This window comes from Janthinobacterium amylolyticum (assembly GCF_051380655.1).
In the GTDB taxonomy this organism is placed as follows: domain Bacteria; phylum Pseudomonadota; class Gammaproteobacteria; order Burkholderiales; family Burkholderiaceae_D; genus Janthinobacterium.
Genome location: NZ_JBNYXL010000015.1, coordinates 108,870 through 125,214, shown reverse-complemented (window position 1 = coordinate 125,214; position 16,345 = coordinate 108,870). Strand labels below are relative to the sequence as shown.

Here is a 16,345-nt window from a genome sequence, read left to right as displayed (position 1 = left end):
GCATTCTTATGGATGTTCATTCGGTTGGTTTCCTTGAGAACTGGGGGTTTGGCGATTTCCAGTGTCTCAAATCCAATCCGAATGAACCACAACAACCTATTGAAACATCACACCTAGTCCAGCACCGCCACAATCGCCTACAATCTCGGGATGAATCAACTTACCCTCGTCTTGCCCTTTGCCCTGCCCAACGCCGAACTGGCTGCCGACCTGCTCAAGGTCTTGCAAGCACCCGCCCTGGCTGCCCTGCTGTCGCGCACATCCAGTTGTAATTTGGAAACTTTTGACAATCCCAACCGCCTGCTGCCCCACGAAGCGTGGCTGGCGCACGCGCTGGGCCTGACGCCTGCCGCGCATGGCGAGGCGGCGCAGGCGGCCTTTGCCGTGCAAGCCATGCGCGGCTACGGCCTGGCGCCGGAACCGGGCGGGCGCTATTTCCTGCTGCATCCCGCCCACGTGGCCATTGCCCGCAATCACGTCAGCCTGGGCGACCTGCGCCAGCTCGCGCTGAGCGAGGCCGACGGACGCGCCCTGTTCGACATCGCGCGTCCGTATTTCGACGAGATCGGCCAGCCGCTGGAGTACGGCGACGCGGGAACCTGGTTCATGCGCGCCGACGGCTGGAGTGACTTGCAGTGCGCTTCGCCGGACGGCGCCACCACGCAGGACCTCACCGTGTGGATGCCCGAAGGCGAACACGCGCGCGCCGCGCGCCGCCTGCAGAACGAAGTGCAGATGCTGTGGCATGAACACCCCGTCAATGCGGCGCGCGAGGCGCGTGGCTTGAAAGCCGTCAACGCTTTCTGGCTGTGGGGCGGGAGCCAGGCCGCATCTGTACCAGCACCTGCATCTGCGCGCTGCGCCGCCAGCCTGCATGCCGGCGACGCACCGGGCTGGCTGGCCGCGCTGGCGGAACCGGCACGGCGCCATGCCAGTCCAAACAGTGTGCTGGCGGAGCAAGCCGATGCCATCGTCGTGCTGGGCGGCCTGATCGAGGCGGCGCAGGCGCAGGAATGGGGCATGTGGCTGCAGCAAATGCAGGCGCTGGAAGCGGACTGGTTCGCGCCCCTGCTGGCGGCCTTGAAAGAGGGCCGCCTGGGCCGCCTGGGCCGGCTGCGCCTGGTGCTCAGCCACCGCGAGGCCTGGCTGGACTGCAGCACCAGCAAGAACGCGCAGCGCAAATTCTGGCGCGCGATGACCCTGAACAAGTTGAAAGCATCATGACCCGTACCCGCATCGCCACCCGCCCCTGTCCTTACCGTGAATCCGAAATGCTGCGCCAGGGCGGCATCCATCCCGTGCTGGCTCGTTTGTACGCGTCGCGCGGCTTGTCCGACACAGCAGAACTGTCGAGCGAACTGGCGGCCCTGATGCCGCCATCCGGCTTGCTGCACATCGGCGCGGCCGGCGTCTTCCTGGCCGACGCCATCGCCGCCAAGAAACGCATGGTCATCGTGGCCGACTACGATTGCGACGGCGCCACCGCCTGCGCCGTGGCCATACGCGGCTTGCGCGCCATGGGCGCCGACGTCGATTTCATCGTGCCCAACCGTTTTGAGTACGGCTACGGCCTGACGCCGGAAATCGTCGCGCTCACGGCGCGTGAAAAATCACCGGACATCATCATCACCGTCGACAACGGCATCGCCAGCATCGATGGCGTGGCCGAGGCCAACCGGCGCGGCATCCAGGTGGTCGTCACCGACCACCATTTGCCGGCCGACACCCTGCCCGACGCGGCCGTCATCGTCAACCCGAACCAGCCCGCCTGCGGTTTCCCCTCGAAGCACCTGGCGGGCGTGGGCGTGGTGTTTTACGTGCTGCTGGCCCTGCGCGCCGAGATGCGCCGCCGTGGCATTTTCGATGCGCAAACGCAACCCAAACTGGACAATCTGCTCGACCTGGTGGCGCTGGGCACGGTGGCCGACGTGGTGCGCCTCGATACCAACAACCGCATCCTCGTCGCGCAAGGCCTCAAGCGCATGCGCAAGGGCAATATGCACGCGGGCGTGGCCGCCCTGTTCCGCGTGGCGGGCCGCGAAGCGCGCAGCGCCACGCCGTTCGACCTGGGCTTCGCGCTGGGTCCGCGCCTGAACGCGGCCGGCCGCCTGCAAGACATGTCCCTCGGCATCGAGTGCCTGATCACGGACGACGAAGGCCGCGCCTGGGCGCTGGCCCAGCAACTGAACGACATCAACCTGAAGCGCCGCGAGATCGAGGCGGAAATGCAGGATACGGCGTTGCTGCACCTGGACGCATTCGAGCCGGCCAACAGCAGCACCATCAGCGTGTTTGACGAGTCCTGGCACCAGGGGGTGATCGGCATCGTCGCCTCGCGCCTGAAGGAAAAATTCTACCGCCCGACCATCACCTTCGCACCGGGCGCCGACGGCTGGATCAAGGGCTCGGGCCGCTCGATCCCCGGTTTTCACTTGCGCGACGCGCTCGATCTCGTATCGAAACGGGCGCCGAGCCTGATCGACAAGTTCGGCGGCCACGCCATGGCGGCCGGGCTGACCATCCGCGCCGAAGCGTTTGACGCGTTTTCGCAAGCGTTCGAAGCCGTGGGCCAGGCCTGGCTCAGCCAGCAACAGCTGGAGCGCGTGGTGGAAACGGACGGCCCGCTGGAAGACGCGTATTACACGACGTCCTTCATCGAACTGATGGACGGACAAGTGTGGGGCCAGGGCTTCGCCCCGCCCGTCTTCTGCGATGAATTCCGCGTCGTCAGCCAGCGCATCCTCAAAGAGCGCCATTTGAAACTGCTGCTGGAAAAGAACGGCGTGCGCTTCGACGCCATCTGGTTCGGCCACACGGACGCCCTGGGCGAACGTACCAGGGTGGCGTTCCGGCTCGATGCGAATGAATACAATGGCACGACCAAGGTGCAGTTGATGGTGGAGCATGCGGAGCCTGCGTAGTCACAGCTGACAGTACCTGCTGCGCGTCGGTATAGGTAGCCTGCAATGCTCACCGTATTAGCAGTACGGTTGCGCTTCCCGGCCACCTCTCCCTTCCGCTCGCTACGGTACTGGCAGGTGTTGCGACGTTTATGGTCTTATTGCTGTGCATAACGATAGCTGGAACAGCCCTGCATACCACATGAAAGCGCCACCATGCTGACCGGTCTCAACCACCTCACCCTGTCCGTGCGCGACCTGGAGCGCAGCATGGCGTTTTACCGCGACACCCTGTCCCTGCGCCTGCATGCGCGCTGGGACAGGGGCGCATATCTGTCCGCTGGCCACTTGTGGCTGTGCCTGTCGCTGGACGGACGCGGCACTGCCGCGCTGGCCAGCCCCGCCTACACGCATTACGCCTTTTCCATCGCGCCCGCCGACTTCGCCCCTTTTGCCGCCCGCCTGCGCGCGGCCGGCGTGACGGAATGGCAACGCAACAGCAGCGATGGTGATTCGCTGTATTTTCTCGACCCGGACGGCCACCGGCTGGAAGCCCATGCGGGCAGCCTGGCGCAGCGGCTGGCGGCATGCCGCGCCGCGCCCTATGCGGGCATGCAATTCTTTGACGACCAAGGGGGCTGAACAAAACCTCTCAACGTATTTCCAACAGATGAGTGAGCACGCAAGCGCAAGAAAGACCTGGTGAATACCGGCCCGCCGTTCATGACGGATGCGCAGTCTGCGAAAACGACGCAGCCATCCGAGGGGGGATTCAACAACCCAACGCCATCGGCCTGGCCTTTCGCGTCACTGTGCGCCGTAGGGTGCAATCCGTGCCGAGACTGCCCGCCAGCGCAGCCGGGCCCGATTCGCGCTTGAAGCCTATGCTCGATCAGCATGTCGCTTACCCGGCCGTTTCCTCGCCCGGACGGACGGTCTTTTAAGCGCCGGGATCGATTCCACGAGAGAGATGAGCAGGTGCGAGCCACGGACCTGAGCGCCCCCATGGACGTCCGCTTCCATTCCTTAGCAGACATTGTTGAACAGCTCGCTCGTCCAATCGGCAAACGCACGCATTGCCGGAGAGAGAAAGCGTTGATGGGGATAGAGTAGTGATACGGGAACGGGGGCTGGCCGCCTGTCAGCCAGCACCTCAACCAAGTCTCCGGCCCGCAATGGTTCCGCCACCAGCATCTCAGCCAACTGGATCAGGCCGCGTCCGTCGATTCCAAGCTTGATGTAAAGTCCCGTGTCGTTGACTGCGACCGTGCTCGGCACCGGAACAGTGACCCTATCTCCGTCTTCGACAAAATGCAGCTCGCTTGCCCGCCGCGTCGTGCTGGAAAAGTAGTGGACCGCCTGGTGTGCTCGCAAATCCGGCAGCCCTCTGGGAATACCCTTTTCTTCCAAATAGGATGGCGCAGCGCAGGTGATCCAGCGCAACGTCCCCAACCTCCGCGAGACCAGCGTCGAGTCATTGAGGTTGCCAGTGCGGATTACGCAATCGACGCCATCCTGGATCAAGTCCACCTGACGATCATTTACACCGATCATGAGATAGATATCGGGGTAGCGCTGCTCAAATTGCTCCAGCCGGGGCAGGATCAAGGCATGCGCAATACCTCCCGGCATATCCACCCGCAGCCGCCCTTGCGGGTGCTCGGCAGAGCCGTTTAGGCTGGTTTCCGTGTCGTCAATCAGGTCGAGTATCTCGCGGCAGCGGTAGAAGTACCGTTCACCTTCCGGTGTCAAACTGAGGTTTCTGGTTGAACGGTTCAGTAACCTAATCTGCAAATGTTTTTCAAGCCTTTTGATGGTGCCTGTGACAGATGACGCCGGTAATCCGAGAGTCTCTGCAGCGCGTACAAAGCTCTTGCTTTCGACCACGCGAAGAAACACCTGCATTGCTTTTACGCGATCCATGTGTTGTCCTGATAGCTATATAGAGAACGGCACTATAACCCAACATTGTTCACATTTTCGGCATGATGAAAACCGCCAGCACTACTTTTTCCGCATCGCTGCACTCGCTATAGTGCAGGTATCAAATGCACAGGAGAAATCAACATGTCCGACCAAATCCGCCAGTTACCGGTGCCGCCAACGATGAACCAAGCAGATCCTGACGCTATGTCTCAAAAGATTCTCGTGCTCGGTGCCGGGGAACTCGGCTTACCGGTGCTGCGCAGTCTTGCGCAACGCGCGAAGGACATCGACGGTGTGAATATCAGCGTGCTGCTGCGCGCAAGCGCCGTTGCCTCCAATTTGCCAGGCAAGCAGCGTGATGTCTCCGAGATCCGAGAGCTTGGGATCGAGATTATCGTAGGCGATCTTGTGAAAAGCTCCATCAACGAGCTCGCCGCAATCTTCGGGCAATATGACACAGTCATAGGGTGCGCTGGCTATGCAGCCGGTATCGAGACGCCAATGAAGTTGGCACAGGCTGCCCTGCAGGCGCGAATCCCAAGGTACTTCCCATGGCAGTTCGGCGTCGATTTTGACCTAATCGGTCGCGGCAGTCCGCAGGACATCTTCGACGCGCAATTGGACGTGCGCGAGTTGCTGCGCGGTCAGCATCAGACCGAGTGGGTTATCATTTCGACCGGTATGTTCATGAGCTACCTGTTTGAACCGGAATTCGGCGTCGTCGACCTTAAAGCAAATACAGTGCACGCCCTAGGCAGCCTCGACACTGCGGTAACGCTGACTACTCCGGACGACATCGGCGTTTTGACCGCCGCCGTCGTGTTCGCTCAACCCCGTATCCGGAACGAGATTGTTTATCTAGCCGGCGACACTGTAACGTATGGCGCAGTGGCCGACAAGCTGGAAGCGGCGCTAGGCCTGCCCTTCAGCCGTTCGGAGTGGAGCGAGGAGTATTTGCTAGGCGAGTTGGCCCGCGACCCACACAACATGATGCGCAAGTATCGTGCCGCCTTTGCTCAAGGCAGGGGTGTTGCTTGGGATAAGCGTGGCACGTTCAATAGCCGTCGCGCCCTTCCCGTTACCGACGTGGCGTCGTGGATCAATGCAAACTTAATTTCTGGCCGTAGCAAGTAATCCTCATCCAGAAGACATTGGCAACGGCATCAACAAGTTTTCTTTCAACTTGGGAGGCTGGCTATTGCGTTCAGGTAGCTGACGGTCAGCTAAAGTGCCTGCCTTCCAGCGCTTGCGCGATGTCAGTCCAAGTTTGAGCTGGCACAACTTTTTGCTGTCGTTTTATGGGCAAAGCGTCCGTCAGCTAATGGCCGGTTGCCGTCTTTGGCTGCTTCCGCCCCGAAGCGGTCGTACGACGCGAAGGTATTAGAGTCACGTTGAACTTTCTAGCTTCTGTTTATGCGCGCGATCTGCCTTCTCTGCGTCTTCCTTAGCCGTGGCCCTATCAATGGCATCTCGGCCGAGTTGCACTCTAAAGGCAATCCAGCCAGTTACCAGGGCAGCTAATCCAGCATATGGCTCGAGCCAACTACGACTCTGATCGAGTGCCCAAGCAATGTATACCCCCCCGGTACCGATTGATCCAACAACCAAGATTGCAATTGTCGCCCCCCACAGCCGCATTCCGCCCTCTGAGCCTTCGATCAACCTACTACGACGCTCCAGCCGTGAGACCTGTGACGCTTCCCAGCGCGAGCTTTTAAACAGCACTGATGAGACCCTGCTATAAGTGAGAAACTCATCAATCATTCTCAGAATTAATCGTTCGGACAACTCCTCTGGTCCATGAAGAATCCGCCAGATCACCCGCAATTTAGTGCGTTGAACTGCGTTAGTCTCAAAGGGATAAAACAGGACAATTACCCCACCAAGGGCATTCTGTGAGACCACCAAAGTAGCTCCATGCTCAACGTCCGTAAAACCGAGTGACGGAACCGGATGCTGTCCGAAAAAGAGTTGTACAGTTCTATGGCCGTTGTCACGGTGCACGTAGAGATGTTCGAACCAATTCTGCGTTCGAGAGCATAAAGCAGCAGTAGAGAAGTGCCGCTCAACCCGGTCGGCTACTACGCCCCAGCTAACAAGACGATGCTGTCTCCTGCGCGATTCCCTATGACCCCAAGCGCGGGCATATTTTTCTTCCTGGTGCTTCATCAGCAAGGTTACACGCTGCTCAACACGTTGGGTATGTTCCTCAGACGAAATGATCACAGTCCTCCCTATGCATAGTGCTTTTGGTTTTCGAGCAACAGTGCATGTCACCTAATGCTCTAGATATGGCTAGAGATTCCATGAATACGCACCGGATACGAATGGGTGCTCCTGACAGATGTAACATGAGCTAGCTGGGCTCCCACGGCGGCTATCGGCTGTCTTTCGCACAGTTCAAAACCAAGGGCGAAATGCCACTCTCCCAGTAGGGCTGAATCGAGACGTCAAGCAGAAATCTGTGTCCTCTAGTGACAAGGCTGCGCTCGCCTAAATTTGCTTGACTTGGTTGGGGCACCCCGCATCGGCCCATTGTGCCGCAATAGCGCGCAATTTCTCTCGCTTTGCGCCATAACCAAAGCTGCTTCGGACCATTACGAAGTAATCGGCAGCTTCCCACTTCGGAATGGTGTTCTCGTTGTGCATATTGAAGTTAAAGTTGACCAGAGCTTCCACTTGATCAGAAAGATCTCTTGCACCACTAGTCATATGATTGAACACGATGAGCTCATCGTTGCTAAGGTGAAAGGCGACCTGTGCAGCCGAAGGCGTTTGATTGTAAAAATTGACGATTGTCACAGTACGATCTCCAACTTGTTTGTTGAGGAAATATTATAGCGGACTGGCTCAGCGTCAAGCGCTGACGCCCGCTAACGCTACCTTCGTAAGCTCTCAGCGCATGCGATTTGTAATACGCATAATCAGTGCCTGTCCAACATCGGCTCTTTTCTCTAGGGCTGCGTTATCACGCCTAGAAGATTGTCAGGGCAAAGCACACCATCGAAGTCAGGCTGACTGGTACGGCGAGATAGCACCGCGCCAAGGTCCGTTTTGTTCGGTGCTCATAATCCATCTCGGATCTGCCATGCAGATTTCAACAGCCGAAAAGCCTATAGTTGTCAACGTCCGCTTCTGGCCGATTGTAGCCGCCAAATTTTCCGGGTTGCCAGCTACGCGACCAAAAATTCATCAGTTGAATCATCCGGCCAAATGGTTGTGTAGACATCATCAGAGAGCAATCGGTATCCAGCTTTTACATCATTTAGCAATTTGAACCTATCTAGGATGGATTTGCTCGCTTCAAACACTACCGTTGGATTTGTGGTCAGGATAAAGATATTTATCTCGCCACAGCCCATATCATGGCCGTCGACTTCAGCAATGTCATTCAACTCAATGGAAAGTTCCTTTTCCAAATTCATCATTACATCGAAGTCAACTAGAGAGTCGCCACGTACTTGCAGTACCAACTGATAGCTCATATCACCTCGTAAATCCCATCACACTGAAAGTTTTCGGCCGTTCGAAGGGCTGCTTCTGGCCGTTCGCGGCCCAAACTTAACCCGGAAAGATTTGTTCTTTAAACACCGTGAACTTGGTCTTTCCAGCTACCGATTCTATGGACCAAGGCTTCTCAGTGCTCACCCGTACCAGGCTTCGTCCCAGTTCATCAATCCATTCCTTTTCAATGACACAGCCGATGTGCCCGGGGTGGGGGTAATGGCTTCCAGACATTCGTTCCCCATTACTTATGACGGGTTCTTTTTCGACGAATTCATGTCGTACGCCGTCAGCATCGGTAAGCACGCATCCTACCCATACCGGAAAGTGGTCGCCAACAACACGCTCTATCTGCACTACCAAACTAATCATTGGTCGTATCCACGTCTATAAACCCTATTTTGTTCAGTGTCCGCTTCTGGCCGTTCTCTGCCGGTCGCGCCAGCATAGCATGTTGCCGTTGCGAAAACATCATGGTCTGCCCTGACACGCCGTTGTCGCCCCGAAGCGGCCGTTCGATCTTGCGACAAAGCTTGGTAACTGCAAAGTTCTAAACTGCATCGGAAGCATCGTCAATCACCTTGATCATGTGTCTGCCATACGATGTATCGGGACAGCAAGCACGAAGCTCCTCAAGGAGTTTGTGCTTAGTGTCCGGCATTGCAGTAGTAATGATCAGCTTGACGAAGGATTGAAGGGTGTTCGACTCGGCACGGCCGATGAATGTACTGATCAAGGGTGTGATGAGATCAACGAAATCGAATGCAGCAATAATTTTCGCTGCGACGACCCGCTCCCTCCATCCTTCACTGTAAGTGAGAAGCTCGCAGATTTTCCAGGCGTCGGAAATTGCCACCAGTTGTTCAATCTTGCTGGCCGAACTCGTCCATCTTTCCGTGTACAGAGCGGATACAAGCTCATGAATTTTTGGATCAGATGCCGGGCGGTACGTCATTTGTCATTCTCAACATTTGTGAAGGGGTAGGTCTGCTCCTGGCCGAAAGCGGCTGGCCGCATTGCCCAAGTGTATATGGCTGTTGCCCCTGGGACAAGCGCGAGGTTTTTGTCAGGCGTTCCAAAAGGGAGTGGCGCGCACGTTTGACAGATGGCAGCAAAAATTCCCAAAAAGGAGTAAAATTAATCCATATAAGGAGTCATCATGAATCTTGCCTACGCTTATCCCAAGAGCCGCTTCGAACCGGCGGTGCTGGTTGACCTGAACGCCAAAGCCGAGCGCGAGCGATTGTCGCAAGCGGCATTGAAGGGTTTTTTCAAGCTGGCCGCCGCCTGGAAGCTGCGCGACGACGATGCGCGCGAATTGCTGGGCGGCCTGTCCAGCAGCGCCTATTACGAGTGGAAGAAGCACCCGGACCGCGTGCTGGAAGTGGACCGCATCACGCGCATTTCGTATCTATTGGGCATTTATAAAGCGCTGCACATCCTGTACGGCGACAAACTGGCCGATGAATGGGTCAGCTTGCCGAACAAGAATCCCGTATTTGGCGGCCGCACGCCCTTGTCGCAGATGCTCGCTGGCGGCTTGCTGGCCATGCAGACGGTGCGCAAGCTGCTCGATGCGCGGCGCGGAGGGCTGTAATCTTGCCGCCCGCCTCCCACGAACACCTGCCGCCGCTGGCCGCGCTGCGGCAGATCGATACCTGCCGCCTGATCCCGTCGCGCTTTGCCGACATGGAAGACTCCGTGCTGGCGCCGCTGGCCGAAGACGACGCGCACCTGCGCGAGCTGTTTGAACTGGACAACGCGACAAATGCCCGCCTGGTGGCCGAGTACGGCGGCGCGCCAGGAATTGGCGTGGACGAGCTGGTTTTTGGCGTGCCGCACTTTCGCATCATCAACGCCGCCTACACCTATGCCCGTCCGGAAGGGGCGCGTTTCAACGATGGCGAACGGGGCGCCTGGTATTGCGCCTTCGATATGAAGACGGCACTGGCCGAGATCATTTTCCACAAGACCGTGGAATACCAGGAAATCAACTATTTCGACGACAGCGTCAATTACCAGTCGCTGCTGGCCGACTTTTCCGCCAGTTTCCACGACCTGCGCGGCCAGGAGCGCTACCAGGCCTGCCTCGACCCGGCCAGCTACATCGCTTCGCAAGACCTGGCGGCCATTCTGCTCGATGCCGGCTCCATGGGCATCATCTTCCCCAGCACCCGGCTCGCTGGCGGCACCAACCTGGCCTGCTTCCGCCCTGCCCTCGTGGGCAATGTTCGCAAAGGCGCCGCCTATCGGTTAACATGGCGGGGTACGCCGACAACATGGCGGGGTACGCCGACGCCGCACGTGGAAACCTTGTAAGGCAGACACGCGGCGTGGCATCCGACTCACAGAACATTGATACTTCGCATGCAAACCAACCCTGAAAAAGACACCGAACTGCGCCTTAAAGTCAACAGCGAAACGGCCCGCCTGGCCTGGAGCGAACTGGAAAAACACTTCGCCCAAGGCAACGTCGTCTGGGTCGCCAACGAACTGGACCTGGTAGAAGTGGCCGTGCGCATCTCGCACGACGACAAGGCCACCATTGGCCAATGGATGGCCGACGGCAAGGTCGCCAAGGTCTCCGACCAGCAGGCGCTGGACTGGCAGGCTGCCGACGCCGCGCTGTGGGCCGTCGTCGTCAGCCCGTTCATCCTGGTGCAGCAAGAGAAGCCGACCAGGCATTAATGCTGACAAGCTGCGCCTGAACATCAGGCGCAGCCAAGCATGCGCGGGGCGACGGTAGCGAAAAAGGGAACGGTTTCCTTTGCCTTCGCGTGGAAAACCATGTACTGAAAGACCTTCAGTTGACAAGCCATCGCCAACTATTGGCCGGTCAGCATCGTATTCACATCGAACACGGACACAACGATATCGTGTATGTTCATATGATTGCCCATACCAGCCGTGGCCTGGAAGCATTGATACGCCGTCGTTTGCTCAATGCGTCCTGACTGGCAGGACGTTCCCTGAGTTTAGCAATGCGCAGCAAGCGCATTGCCAGGCCATCATCAATGCCCTCCCCCCAGGTAGGCGGCAATCACCTTCGGATCGGTTTTGAGACTCTGCGCCGGCCCGTGCACGGAAATGCTGCCGTTTTCCAGCACGTAGCCGTAGTCGGCCACGTTCAGGGCGGCGGCGGCGAACTGTTCCACCAGCAGCATGGTCACGCCTTCGGCCTTCAGGCGCGTGATGATGCGGAAGACTTCTTCCACCAGGATGGGCGCCAGGCCCATCGACGGCTCGTCCAGCAGGATCACTTCGGGGTTGAGCATCACGGCGCGGGCCATGGCCAGCATCTGCTGTTCGCCGCCCGACAAGGTGCCGGCCAGCTGGTCGCGCCGCTCCTTCAACCGCGGGAACAGTTCCATGGCCTTGTCCAGGTCGCCCTTAATGTCGCCTTTCGGGCGCGCCCGCGTAAAACGGGGGAAGGCGCCCAGCAGCAGGTTGTCCGTCACCGACATCGAGGCGAAGACGCGCCGCCCTTCCGGCGAATGGGCCAGGCCGGCGCGGGCGATGCGGTGCGAATCGAGGCCCGTGACGTCCTTGCCGCCCAGGGTGACGGAACCGGATTTCGGTTTCAGCATGCCGGAGATGGCGCGCATGGTGGTGGTCTTGCCGGCGCCGTTCGAGCCGATCAGGGTCACTAGCTTGCCTTTCGGCACATCGAGCGAAATGCCGTGCAGGACTTCGACTTTGCCGTAGGCGGCGTGCAGATTATTGATCGATAACATGGTGTCCCCGTCAGTGAGCTGGTGCGGTGGTGGCGGCGTCGTCGCTGCTGCCGCCCAGGTAGGCTTCGATCACCTTCGGATCGCTCTGGACAAGCGCGGGTGCGCCTTCGGCGATTTTCTGGCCAAAGTCGAGTACCGTCACCACGTCCGACAGCGCCATCACCACGTCCATGTGATGCTCGATCAGGATGATGGTGATGCCATGTTCGCGGATCTTGCGGATGATGGCCATCAGCTCCTTGATGTCGGGCGCCGTCAGGCCCGCAGCCGGTTCGTCGAGCAGCAGCAGGCGCGGGTTGAGGCCCAGCGCGCGGCCGATTTCCAGCAGCCGCTGTTTGCCGTATGGCAGGTTGCGTGCCTCCTCGTCGGCCAGGTCGGCCAGGCCGACGAATTCCAGGATGCTGGCGGCCCGCTCGCGCGCGGCCTTTTCTTCGCGCTTGTAGCGCGGCGTGTGCAGCATCACGTCCAGCACGTTCGACTTGAAGGTGTTGTGCAGGCCCACCAGCACGTTTTCCGTCGCCGTCATCTCGCCGAACAGCTGCACGTTCTGGAAGGTGCGCGCCACACCGCCCAGGGCGATCTCGGACGGCGTGCGCCCGGAGATCACCACGCCGGCGAATTCCACCTTGCCCGCCGTCGGCTTGTAGATGCCCGTCAGCACGTTCATCATGGTGCTCTTGCCCGAGCCGTTCGGCCCGATCAAGCCATGCACGGAGCCTTGCGTGACGTTCAGGTCCACCTGGTTCAAGGCCTTCAGGCCGCCGAACTGCATCAGCGCCTGCTCCACGCGCAGCAGGGTTTCGCCTTGCGCGCCGCCTTGCGCATGATCAAACGGCGCCACGCCGCTGGACGCCACGGCTTTCACGTGGCGGCGGCCCTTGCCGACAAAGCTCATCAGGAAACCGACGATGCCGTCCTGCAGGTAGTACACGACAAACAGGGTCATCAGGCCGAAAATGGTCAGGCGCCAGTCGACCATGTTATCGAGCTTGTAGGAAAACGCGGCCAGGCCGATGGTGGCCACCAGGGGCACGATGACGCCGCGAACGGTCGAGCGTTTTTTCGCCAGCATGAAAGCCGAGCCGATCACGCCCAGCACGGCGGCTGCCACGGCGATCTTGCGGAACAGTTCGATATCCGACAGCAAGCTCGGCAGCATGACGACGATCAGGGCGCCGATCAGCGCGCCTGAACGGGTCTTGCGCCCGCCCATGATGACGGCCAGCAGGAACAGTATGGTCAGCTCGAAGTTGTAGGTATTGGGTGAAATATATTCTTCCGAATACGCATACAGGCTGCCGGCCAGGCCCGCGAAGCCGGCGCTGATGACGAAGGCGTAGACCTTGTAGCGGTAGACGGACACGCCCATGCAGTCGGACGCGATGGGGCTGTCGCGCAGCGCCTCGAAGGCCCGCCCCAGGTTCGATTTCAGGATGCGGTGCACGACGATCAGCGAAATGAGCATCAGCGCGGCCACCATGTAGTAATACTCGACCTCGCTCAATTTGTGGCCGAAGATGGCGGGCTTGTGGATCTTGATGCCCATCGGCCCTTCCGTCAGGAAGCTCATTTCATTGATCAGGATTTGCACGATGGTGCCGAAGGCCAGCGTGACCATGGCCAGGTACGGGCCCGTCACCCGCAAGGCAGGCAAGGCCAGGATGGCGCCGAACAGGGCCGCGCCCAGGATGCTGGCGGGGATGGCCAGCCAGAACGGCGCGCCCAGCTTGAACACCAGCACGCCCGTGGCATACGAGCCGATGCCGAACAGGCCCGCGTGGCCGAGCGACACCTGCCCCGTGTAGCCGACAACGATGTCGAGGCCGAACAGCAGGATGGCGTAGATCAGGATGGTCTCGGCCAGGTGAATATAGTAGGGATTCGGAATGACGACGGGGAACAGCGCGAGCACGGCCAGTCCCGCCGCGCTCAGCGCCAGCATGGTGATTTTCTTGTTCATGAATCCCTCAGACTTTCTTGATCGCGGCTTTGCCGAACAGGCCCGACGGCTTGATGGCCAGCACCAGCAGCAGCAACAGCAGGCCAGGCACTTCCTTGTAGCCGGTGGAGATGTAATAACCGGTGGTGGTCTCGGCGATGCCCAGGATCAGGCCGCCGACGATGGCGCCCACGCCCGAGGTCAGCCCGCCGATGATGGCCACGGCGAACGCTTTCAGGCCCAGCGAGGCGCCCATGGTCGCGCCCGTCAGGGTCAGCGGCGCCACCAGCACGCCCGCGAAGGCGGCCGTGGCCGACGACAGCGCGTAGGAAAACGTGATGACCATGCCCGTGTTGATGCCCATCAGGCCTGCCGCGTCGCGGTCATTCGCCGTCGCCACGACGGCCTTGCCGTAGATCGACTTTCGGTTGAACACTTCGACGGCCAGCATGATGGCCAGCGCGCCGATGATGACGGCCACCTGCATCTGCTGCACGTTGGCGCCAAACACCTGGAAGGGCGCGGCCGACAGCGGCGACGGGAACATCAGGTCATCCTTGCCCCAGATGTTTTCCGCCACGTTCTTGAAAATGATGGCCAGGGCGATGGTCGACATGATCCAGCCGAATTCGGACTTGATCTTGATGGCGGGCCGCACGCCGATCCACTCGACGAACACGCCCTGCAAGGCGCCGAAGGCGATGACGATGGGGATCATCAGCAGGTAGCTCATGTAGGGGCCGCCGTGGATGCTGCCCACCAGCGACAGGCCCACCAGTGCGCCCAGCATCAGCGATTCGCCCTGGCCGAAATTGAGGGTGCCGGAGGTGGCAAAGGTCAGCTGGTAGCCGAAAGCGATGACGGCATAGATCATGCCCAGCGCGACGCCGCTGAAGACAAGCTGCAGGAAGATTTCCATGGTATTCCCCGAAGGAAGGAAGATAAAAAAATGGCCAGTCCTGATTCCTCAAGGCTGGCCACTGCGCGGCGACTGTCTGCCAGGCTTATTTCGCGAGGACGACTTTGCCGTCCTTGACTTCGCCAAATACGGTCAGGTCGGCCGTGATCGCTTCATGGTTGGTTTTGCTGAAGGGCTTGTTGTACGTGGTGACGGCGCCTTCCACTTTTTCCGTCAGGTTTTCCAGCGCGGCGCGCACTTTCGGGCCATCCGTGCCGCCCGCCTGCTTGATGGCGGCGGCCAGCAGGTAGATGGAGTCGTAGCCTTGCGCAGCCGACACGGCGGACGGCATGCGGCCGCCCGACGGCTTGTAGGCGGCGACATAGGCGTCGATGAAGGCCTTGCGTTTTGGCGTGCTGGCGTCCTGGATGAAGGTTTGCGGCATGCGCGTGCCGTCGCCATTCTTGCCCGCGTTATCGATGAAGTTACCCATGGCCAGGGTCCAGCTGCCGATCAGCGGCACTTTCCAGCCCAGCTTTTCCATGCCGTTGGCAATCTGCGCCAGTTCCGGGCCGATGCCGTAGGTCAGCACCACTTCCGCGCCCGCCTGCTTGGCTTTCAGCAACTGGGCCGTCATGTCGACGTCCTTGATATTGTATTTTTCCACGGTGACGGGCTTGATGCCCTTCGCGTCGAGGGCTTTTTCCAGGTCGGCGCGGCCCAGCTGGCCGTAGTTGGTGGAGTCGGCCAGGATCGCCACTTTCTTGAACTTGCGGCGGTCGACGGCTTCCTCGACGATCATGTGCGACTGGATCTGGTCGTTGGCGGCGTTGCGGAAAATGTAGTTTTCAGGCTGGTCGGCAAACTGCTTGGTGACGATGGAACCGGTCGCCACATTGTTGATCACGGGGATCTTCGCTTCCTGGTAGAAACGTTGCGACGCCAGCGCCACGCCCGTATTGATATAGCCGACGGTGGCGGCGACCTTTTCCTTGTTGATCAGTTCTTGGGCGATTTGCACGCCGCGTTCGTTCTTGGCCTCGTCGTCGCGCTCGATCAGCAACAGCGAACGGCCCATGACGCCGCCCTTGGCATTGATTTCCGCGACGGCCAGTTTCACGCCGTCACGCATCGACACGCCCATCGGCGCGGAACCGCCCGTGAACGGACCGGAGACGCCGATCTTGATGGGGTCGGCTGCGGCTGCCGCTTGCGAGAAACCCAAAACCAAACTTGCCACGAGCAATTTCTGTTTCAAATTCATTGTCATCTCCTGTAATACAACGTTTTTAATGCCACTTATTTTTATAGTCGTACGCTGGATAACCGCCCCATCGATAAATCATTGTAGGTTAGTAAACATGCTCCAGCAACAACAACATATGACGCGTCGCAGCATGCGAAAAAGCCGACGTTGTCAGCCTTTTGTAAGGAAAATATGACG

17 protein-coding genes are annotated in these 16,345 nt (G+C 59.4%); 7 read left to right on the top strand and 10 right to left on the bottom strand.

The features are described 5' to 3' along the window. Nucleotides 1–150: 150 nt before the first annotated feature. From ACQ4WR_RS26375 to fos, 3 genes are all read left to right on the top strand, one after another. Nucleotides 151–1,224, top strand: a complete 1,074-nt coding sequence (locus tag ACQ4WR_RS26375; protein ID WP_436490924.1) for a hypothetical protein — start codon at nt 151–153, stop codon at nt 1,222–1,224. After that, a complete protein-coding gene (recJ, locus tag ACQ4WR_RS26370; protein ID WP_102298619.1) occupies nt 1,221–2,921 on the top strand; it encodes a single-stranded-DNA-specific exonuclease RecJ in 1,701 nt (566 codons plus the stop codon). The genes ACQ4WR_RS26375 and recJ overlap by 4 nt, the downstream gene beginning before the upstream one ends. A gap of 195 nt (nt 2,922–3,116) precedes the next feature. Continuing rightward, entirely contained in the window at nt 3,117–3,542 is a 426-nt protein-coding gene (fos, locus tag ACQ4WR_RS26365) for a fosfomycin resistance glutathione transferase (RefSeq protein WP_436490922.1), read from the top strand. A gap of 384 nt (nt 3,543–3,926) precedes the next feature. Here the strand turns inward: fos and ACQ4WR_RS26360 are convergent, their stop codons facing one another. Next, nucleotides 3,927–4,823, bottom strand: a complete 897-nt coding sequence (locus ACQ4WR_RS26360; protein ID WP_436490920.1) for a LysR family transcriptional regulator — start codon at nt 4,821–4,823, stop codon at nt 3,927–3,929. Between the two features lie 183 nt (nt 4,824–5,006). On the opposite strand from ACQ4WR_RS26360, the gene ACQ4WR_RS26355 reads away from it, so the two are divergent. Further along, nucleotides 5,007–5,960 carry an aromatic alcohol reductase gene (locus ACQ4WR_RS26355; protein WP_436490929.1) on the top strand — a complete coding sequence of 318 codons (954 nt, stop codon included), beginning with the start codon at nt 5,007–5,009 and terminating at the stop codon, nt 5,958–5,960. Nucleotides 5,961–6,212: 252 nt separating this feature from the next. On the opposite strand, the gene ACQ4WR_RS26350 is transcribed toward ACQ4WR_RS26355, so the two are convergent. The 5 genes from ACQ4WR_RS26350 to ACQ4WR_RS26330 all read right to left on the bottom strand — a co-directional run bounded on the left by ACQ4WR_RS26350 (nt 6,213) and on the right by ACQ4WR_RS26330 (nt 9,285). Continuing rightward, nucleotides 6,213–7,052, bottom strand: a complete 840-nt coding sequence (locus ACQ4WR_RS26350) for a hypothetical protein (RefSeq protein ID WP_436490918.1) — start codon at nt 7,050–7,052, stop codon at nt 6,213–6,215. Nucleotides 7,053–7,319: 267 nt separating this feature from the next. Next, complete coding sequence (locus ACQ4WR_RS26345; RefSeq protein WP_436490916.1) at nt 7,320–7,628, bottom strand: hypothetical protein; 309 nt, start codon at nt 7,626–7,628, stop codon at nt 7,320–7,322. 371 nt (nt 7,629–7,999) lie between these two features. Beyond that, complete coding sequence (locus tag ACQ4WR_RS26340; protein WP_436490914.1) at nt 8,000–8,311, bottom strand: hypothetical protein; 312 nt, start codon at nt 8,309–8,311, stop codon at nt 8,000–8,002. A 76-nt stretch (nt 8,312–8,387) separates the two neighbouring features. Further along, a complete protein-coding gene (locus ACQ4WR_RS26335) occupies nt 8,388–8,702 on the bottom strand; it encodes a hypothetical protein (RefSeq protein WP_436490912.1) in 315 nt (104 codons plus the stop codon). Between the two features lie 178 nt (nt 8,703–8,880). After that, nucleotides 8,881–9,285: a hypothetical protein gene (locus tag ACQ4WR_RS26330; protein ID WP_436490911.1), complete on the bottom strand. Its 405-nt coding sequence runs from the start codon at nt 9,283–9,285 to the stop codon at nt 8,881–8,883. A gap of 204 nt (nt 9,286–9,489) precedes the next feature. On the opposite strand from ACQ4WR_RS26330, the gene ACQ4WR_RS26325 reads away from it, so the two are divergent. The 3 genes from ACQ4WR_RS26325 to ACQ4WR_RS26315 are packed head-to-tail and all read left to right on the top strand — an operon-like array spanning nt 9,490 to nt 11,018. After that, a complete protein-coding gene (locus ACQ4WR_RS26325; RefSeq protein ID WP_034755432.1) occupies nt 9,490–9,927 on the top strand; it encodes an MbcA/ParS/Xre antitoxin family protein in 438 nt (145 codons plus the stop codon). A gap of 2 nt (nt 9,928–9,929) precedes the next feature. Continuing rightward, nucleotides 9,930–10,649 carry an RES family NAD+ phosphorylase gene (locus ACQ4WR_RS26320; RefSeq protein WP_436490909.1) on the top strand — a complete coding sequence of 240 codons (720 nt, stop codon included), beginning with the start codon at nt 9,930–9,932 and terminating at the stop codon, nt 10,647–10,649. Between the two features lie 48 nt (nt 10,650–10,697). Then, on the top strand, nt 10,698–11,018 hold the full coding sequence (locus tag ACQ4WR_RS26315) for a DUF2288 domain-containing protein (RefSeq protein ID WP_436490907.1): 321 nt from the start codon (nt 10,698–10,700) through the stop codon (nt 11,016–11,018). A gap of 323 nt (nt 11,019–11,341) precedes the next feature. On the opposite strand, the gene ACQ4WR_RS26310 is transcribed toward ACQ4WR_RS26315, so the two are convergent. The 4 genes from ACQ4WR_RS26310 to ACQ4WR_RS26295 form a co-directional block, all read right to left on the bottom strand. Continuing rightward, nucleotides 11,342–12,064 (bottom strand): ABC transporter ATP-binding protein, encoded by a 723-nt coding sequence (locus ACQ4WR_RS26310; protein ID WP_436490905.1) that lies wholly within the window; start codon nt 12,062–12,064, stop codon nt 11,342–11,344. Nucleotides 12,065–12,074: 10 nt separating this feature from the next. Further along, nucleotides 12,075–14,024 carry a branched-chain amino acid ABC transporter ATP-binding protein/permease gene (locus tag ACQ4WR_RS26305; RefSeq protein WP_102294041.1) on the bottom strand — a complete coding sequence of 650 codons (1,950 nt, stop codon included), beginning with the start codon at nt 14,022–14,024 and terminating at the stop codon, nt 12,075–12,077. A 7-nt stretch (nt 14,025–14,031) separates the two neighbouring features. After that, entirely contained in the window at nt 14,032–14,922 is an 891-nt protein-coding gene (locus tag ACQ4WR_RS26300; RefSeq protein WP_071323239.1) for a branched-chain amino acid ABC transporter permease, read from the bottom strand. Nucleotides 14,923–15,007: 85 nt separating this feature from the next. Next, nucleotides 15,008–16,165, bottom strand: coding sequence for an ABC transporter substrate-binding protein (locus ACQ4WR_RS26295; RefSeq protein WP_102294040.1), 1,158 nt, complete (start codon nt 16,163–16,165; stop codon nt 15,008–15,010). Nucleotides 16,166–16,345: the final 180 nt, after the last annotated feature.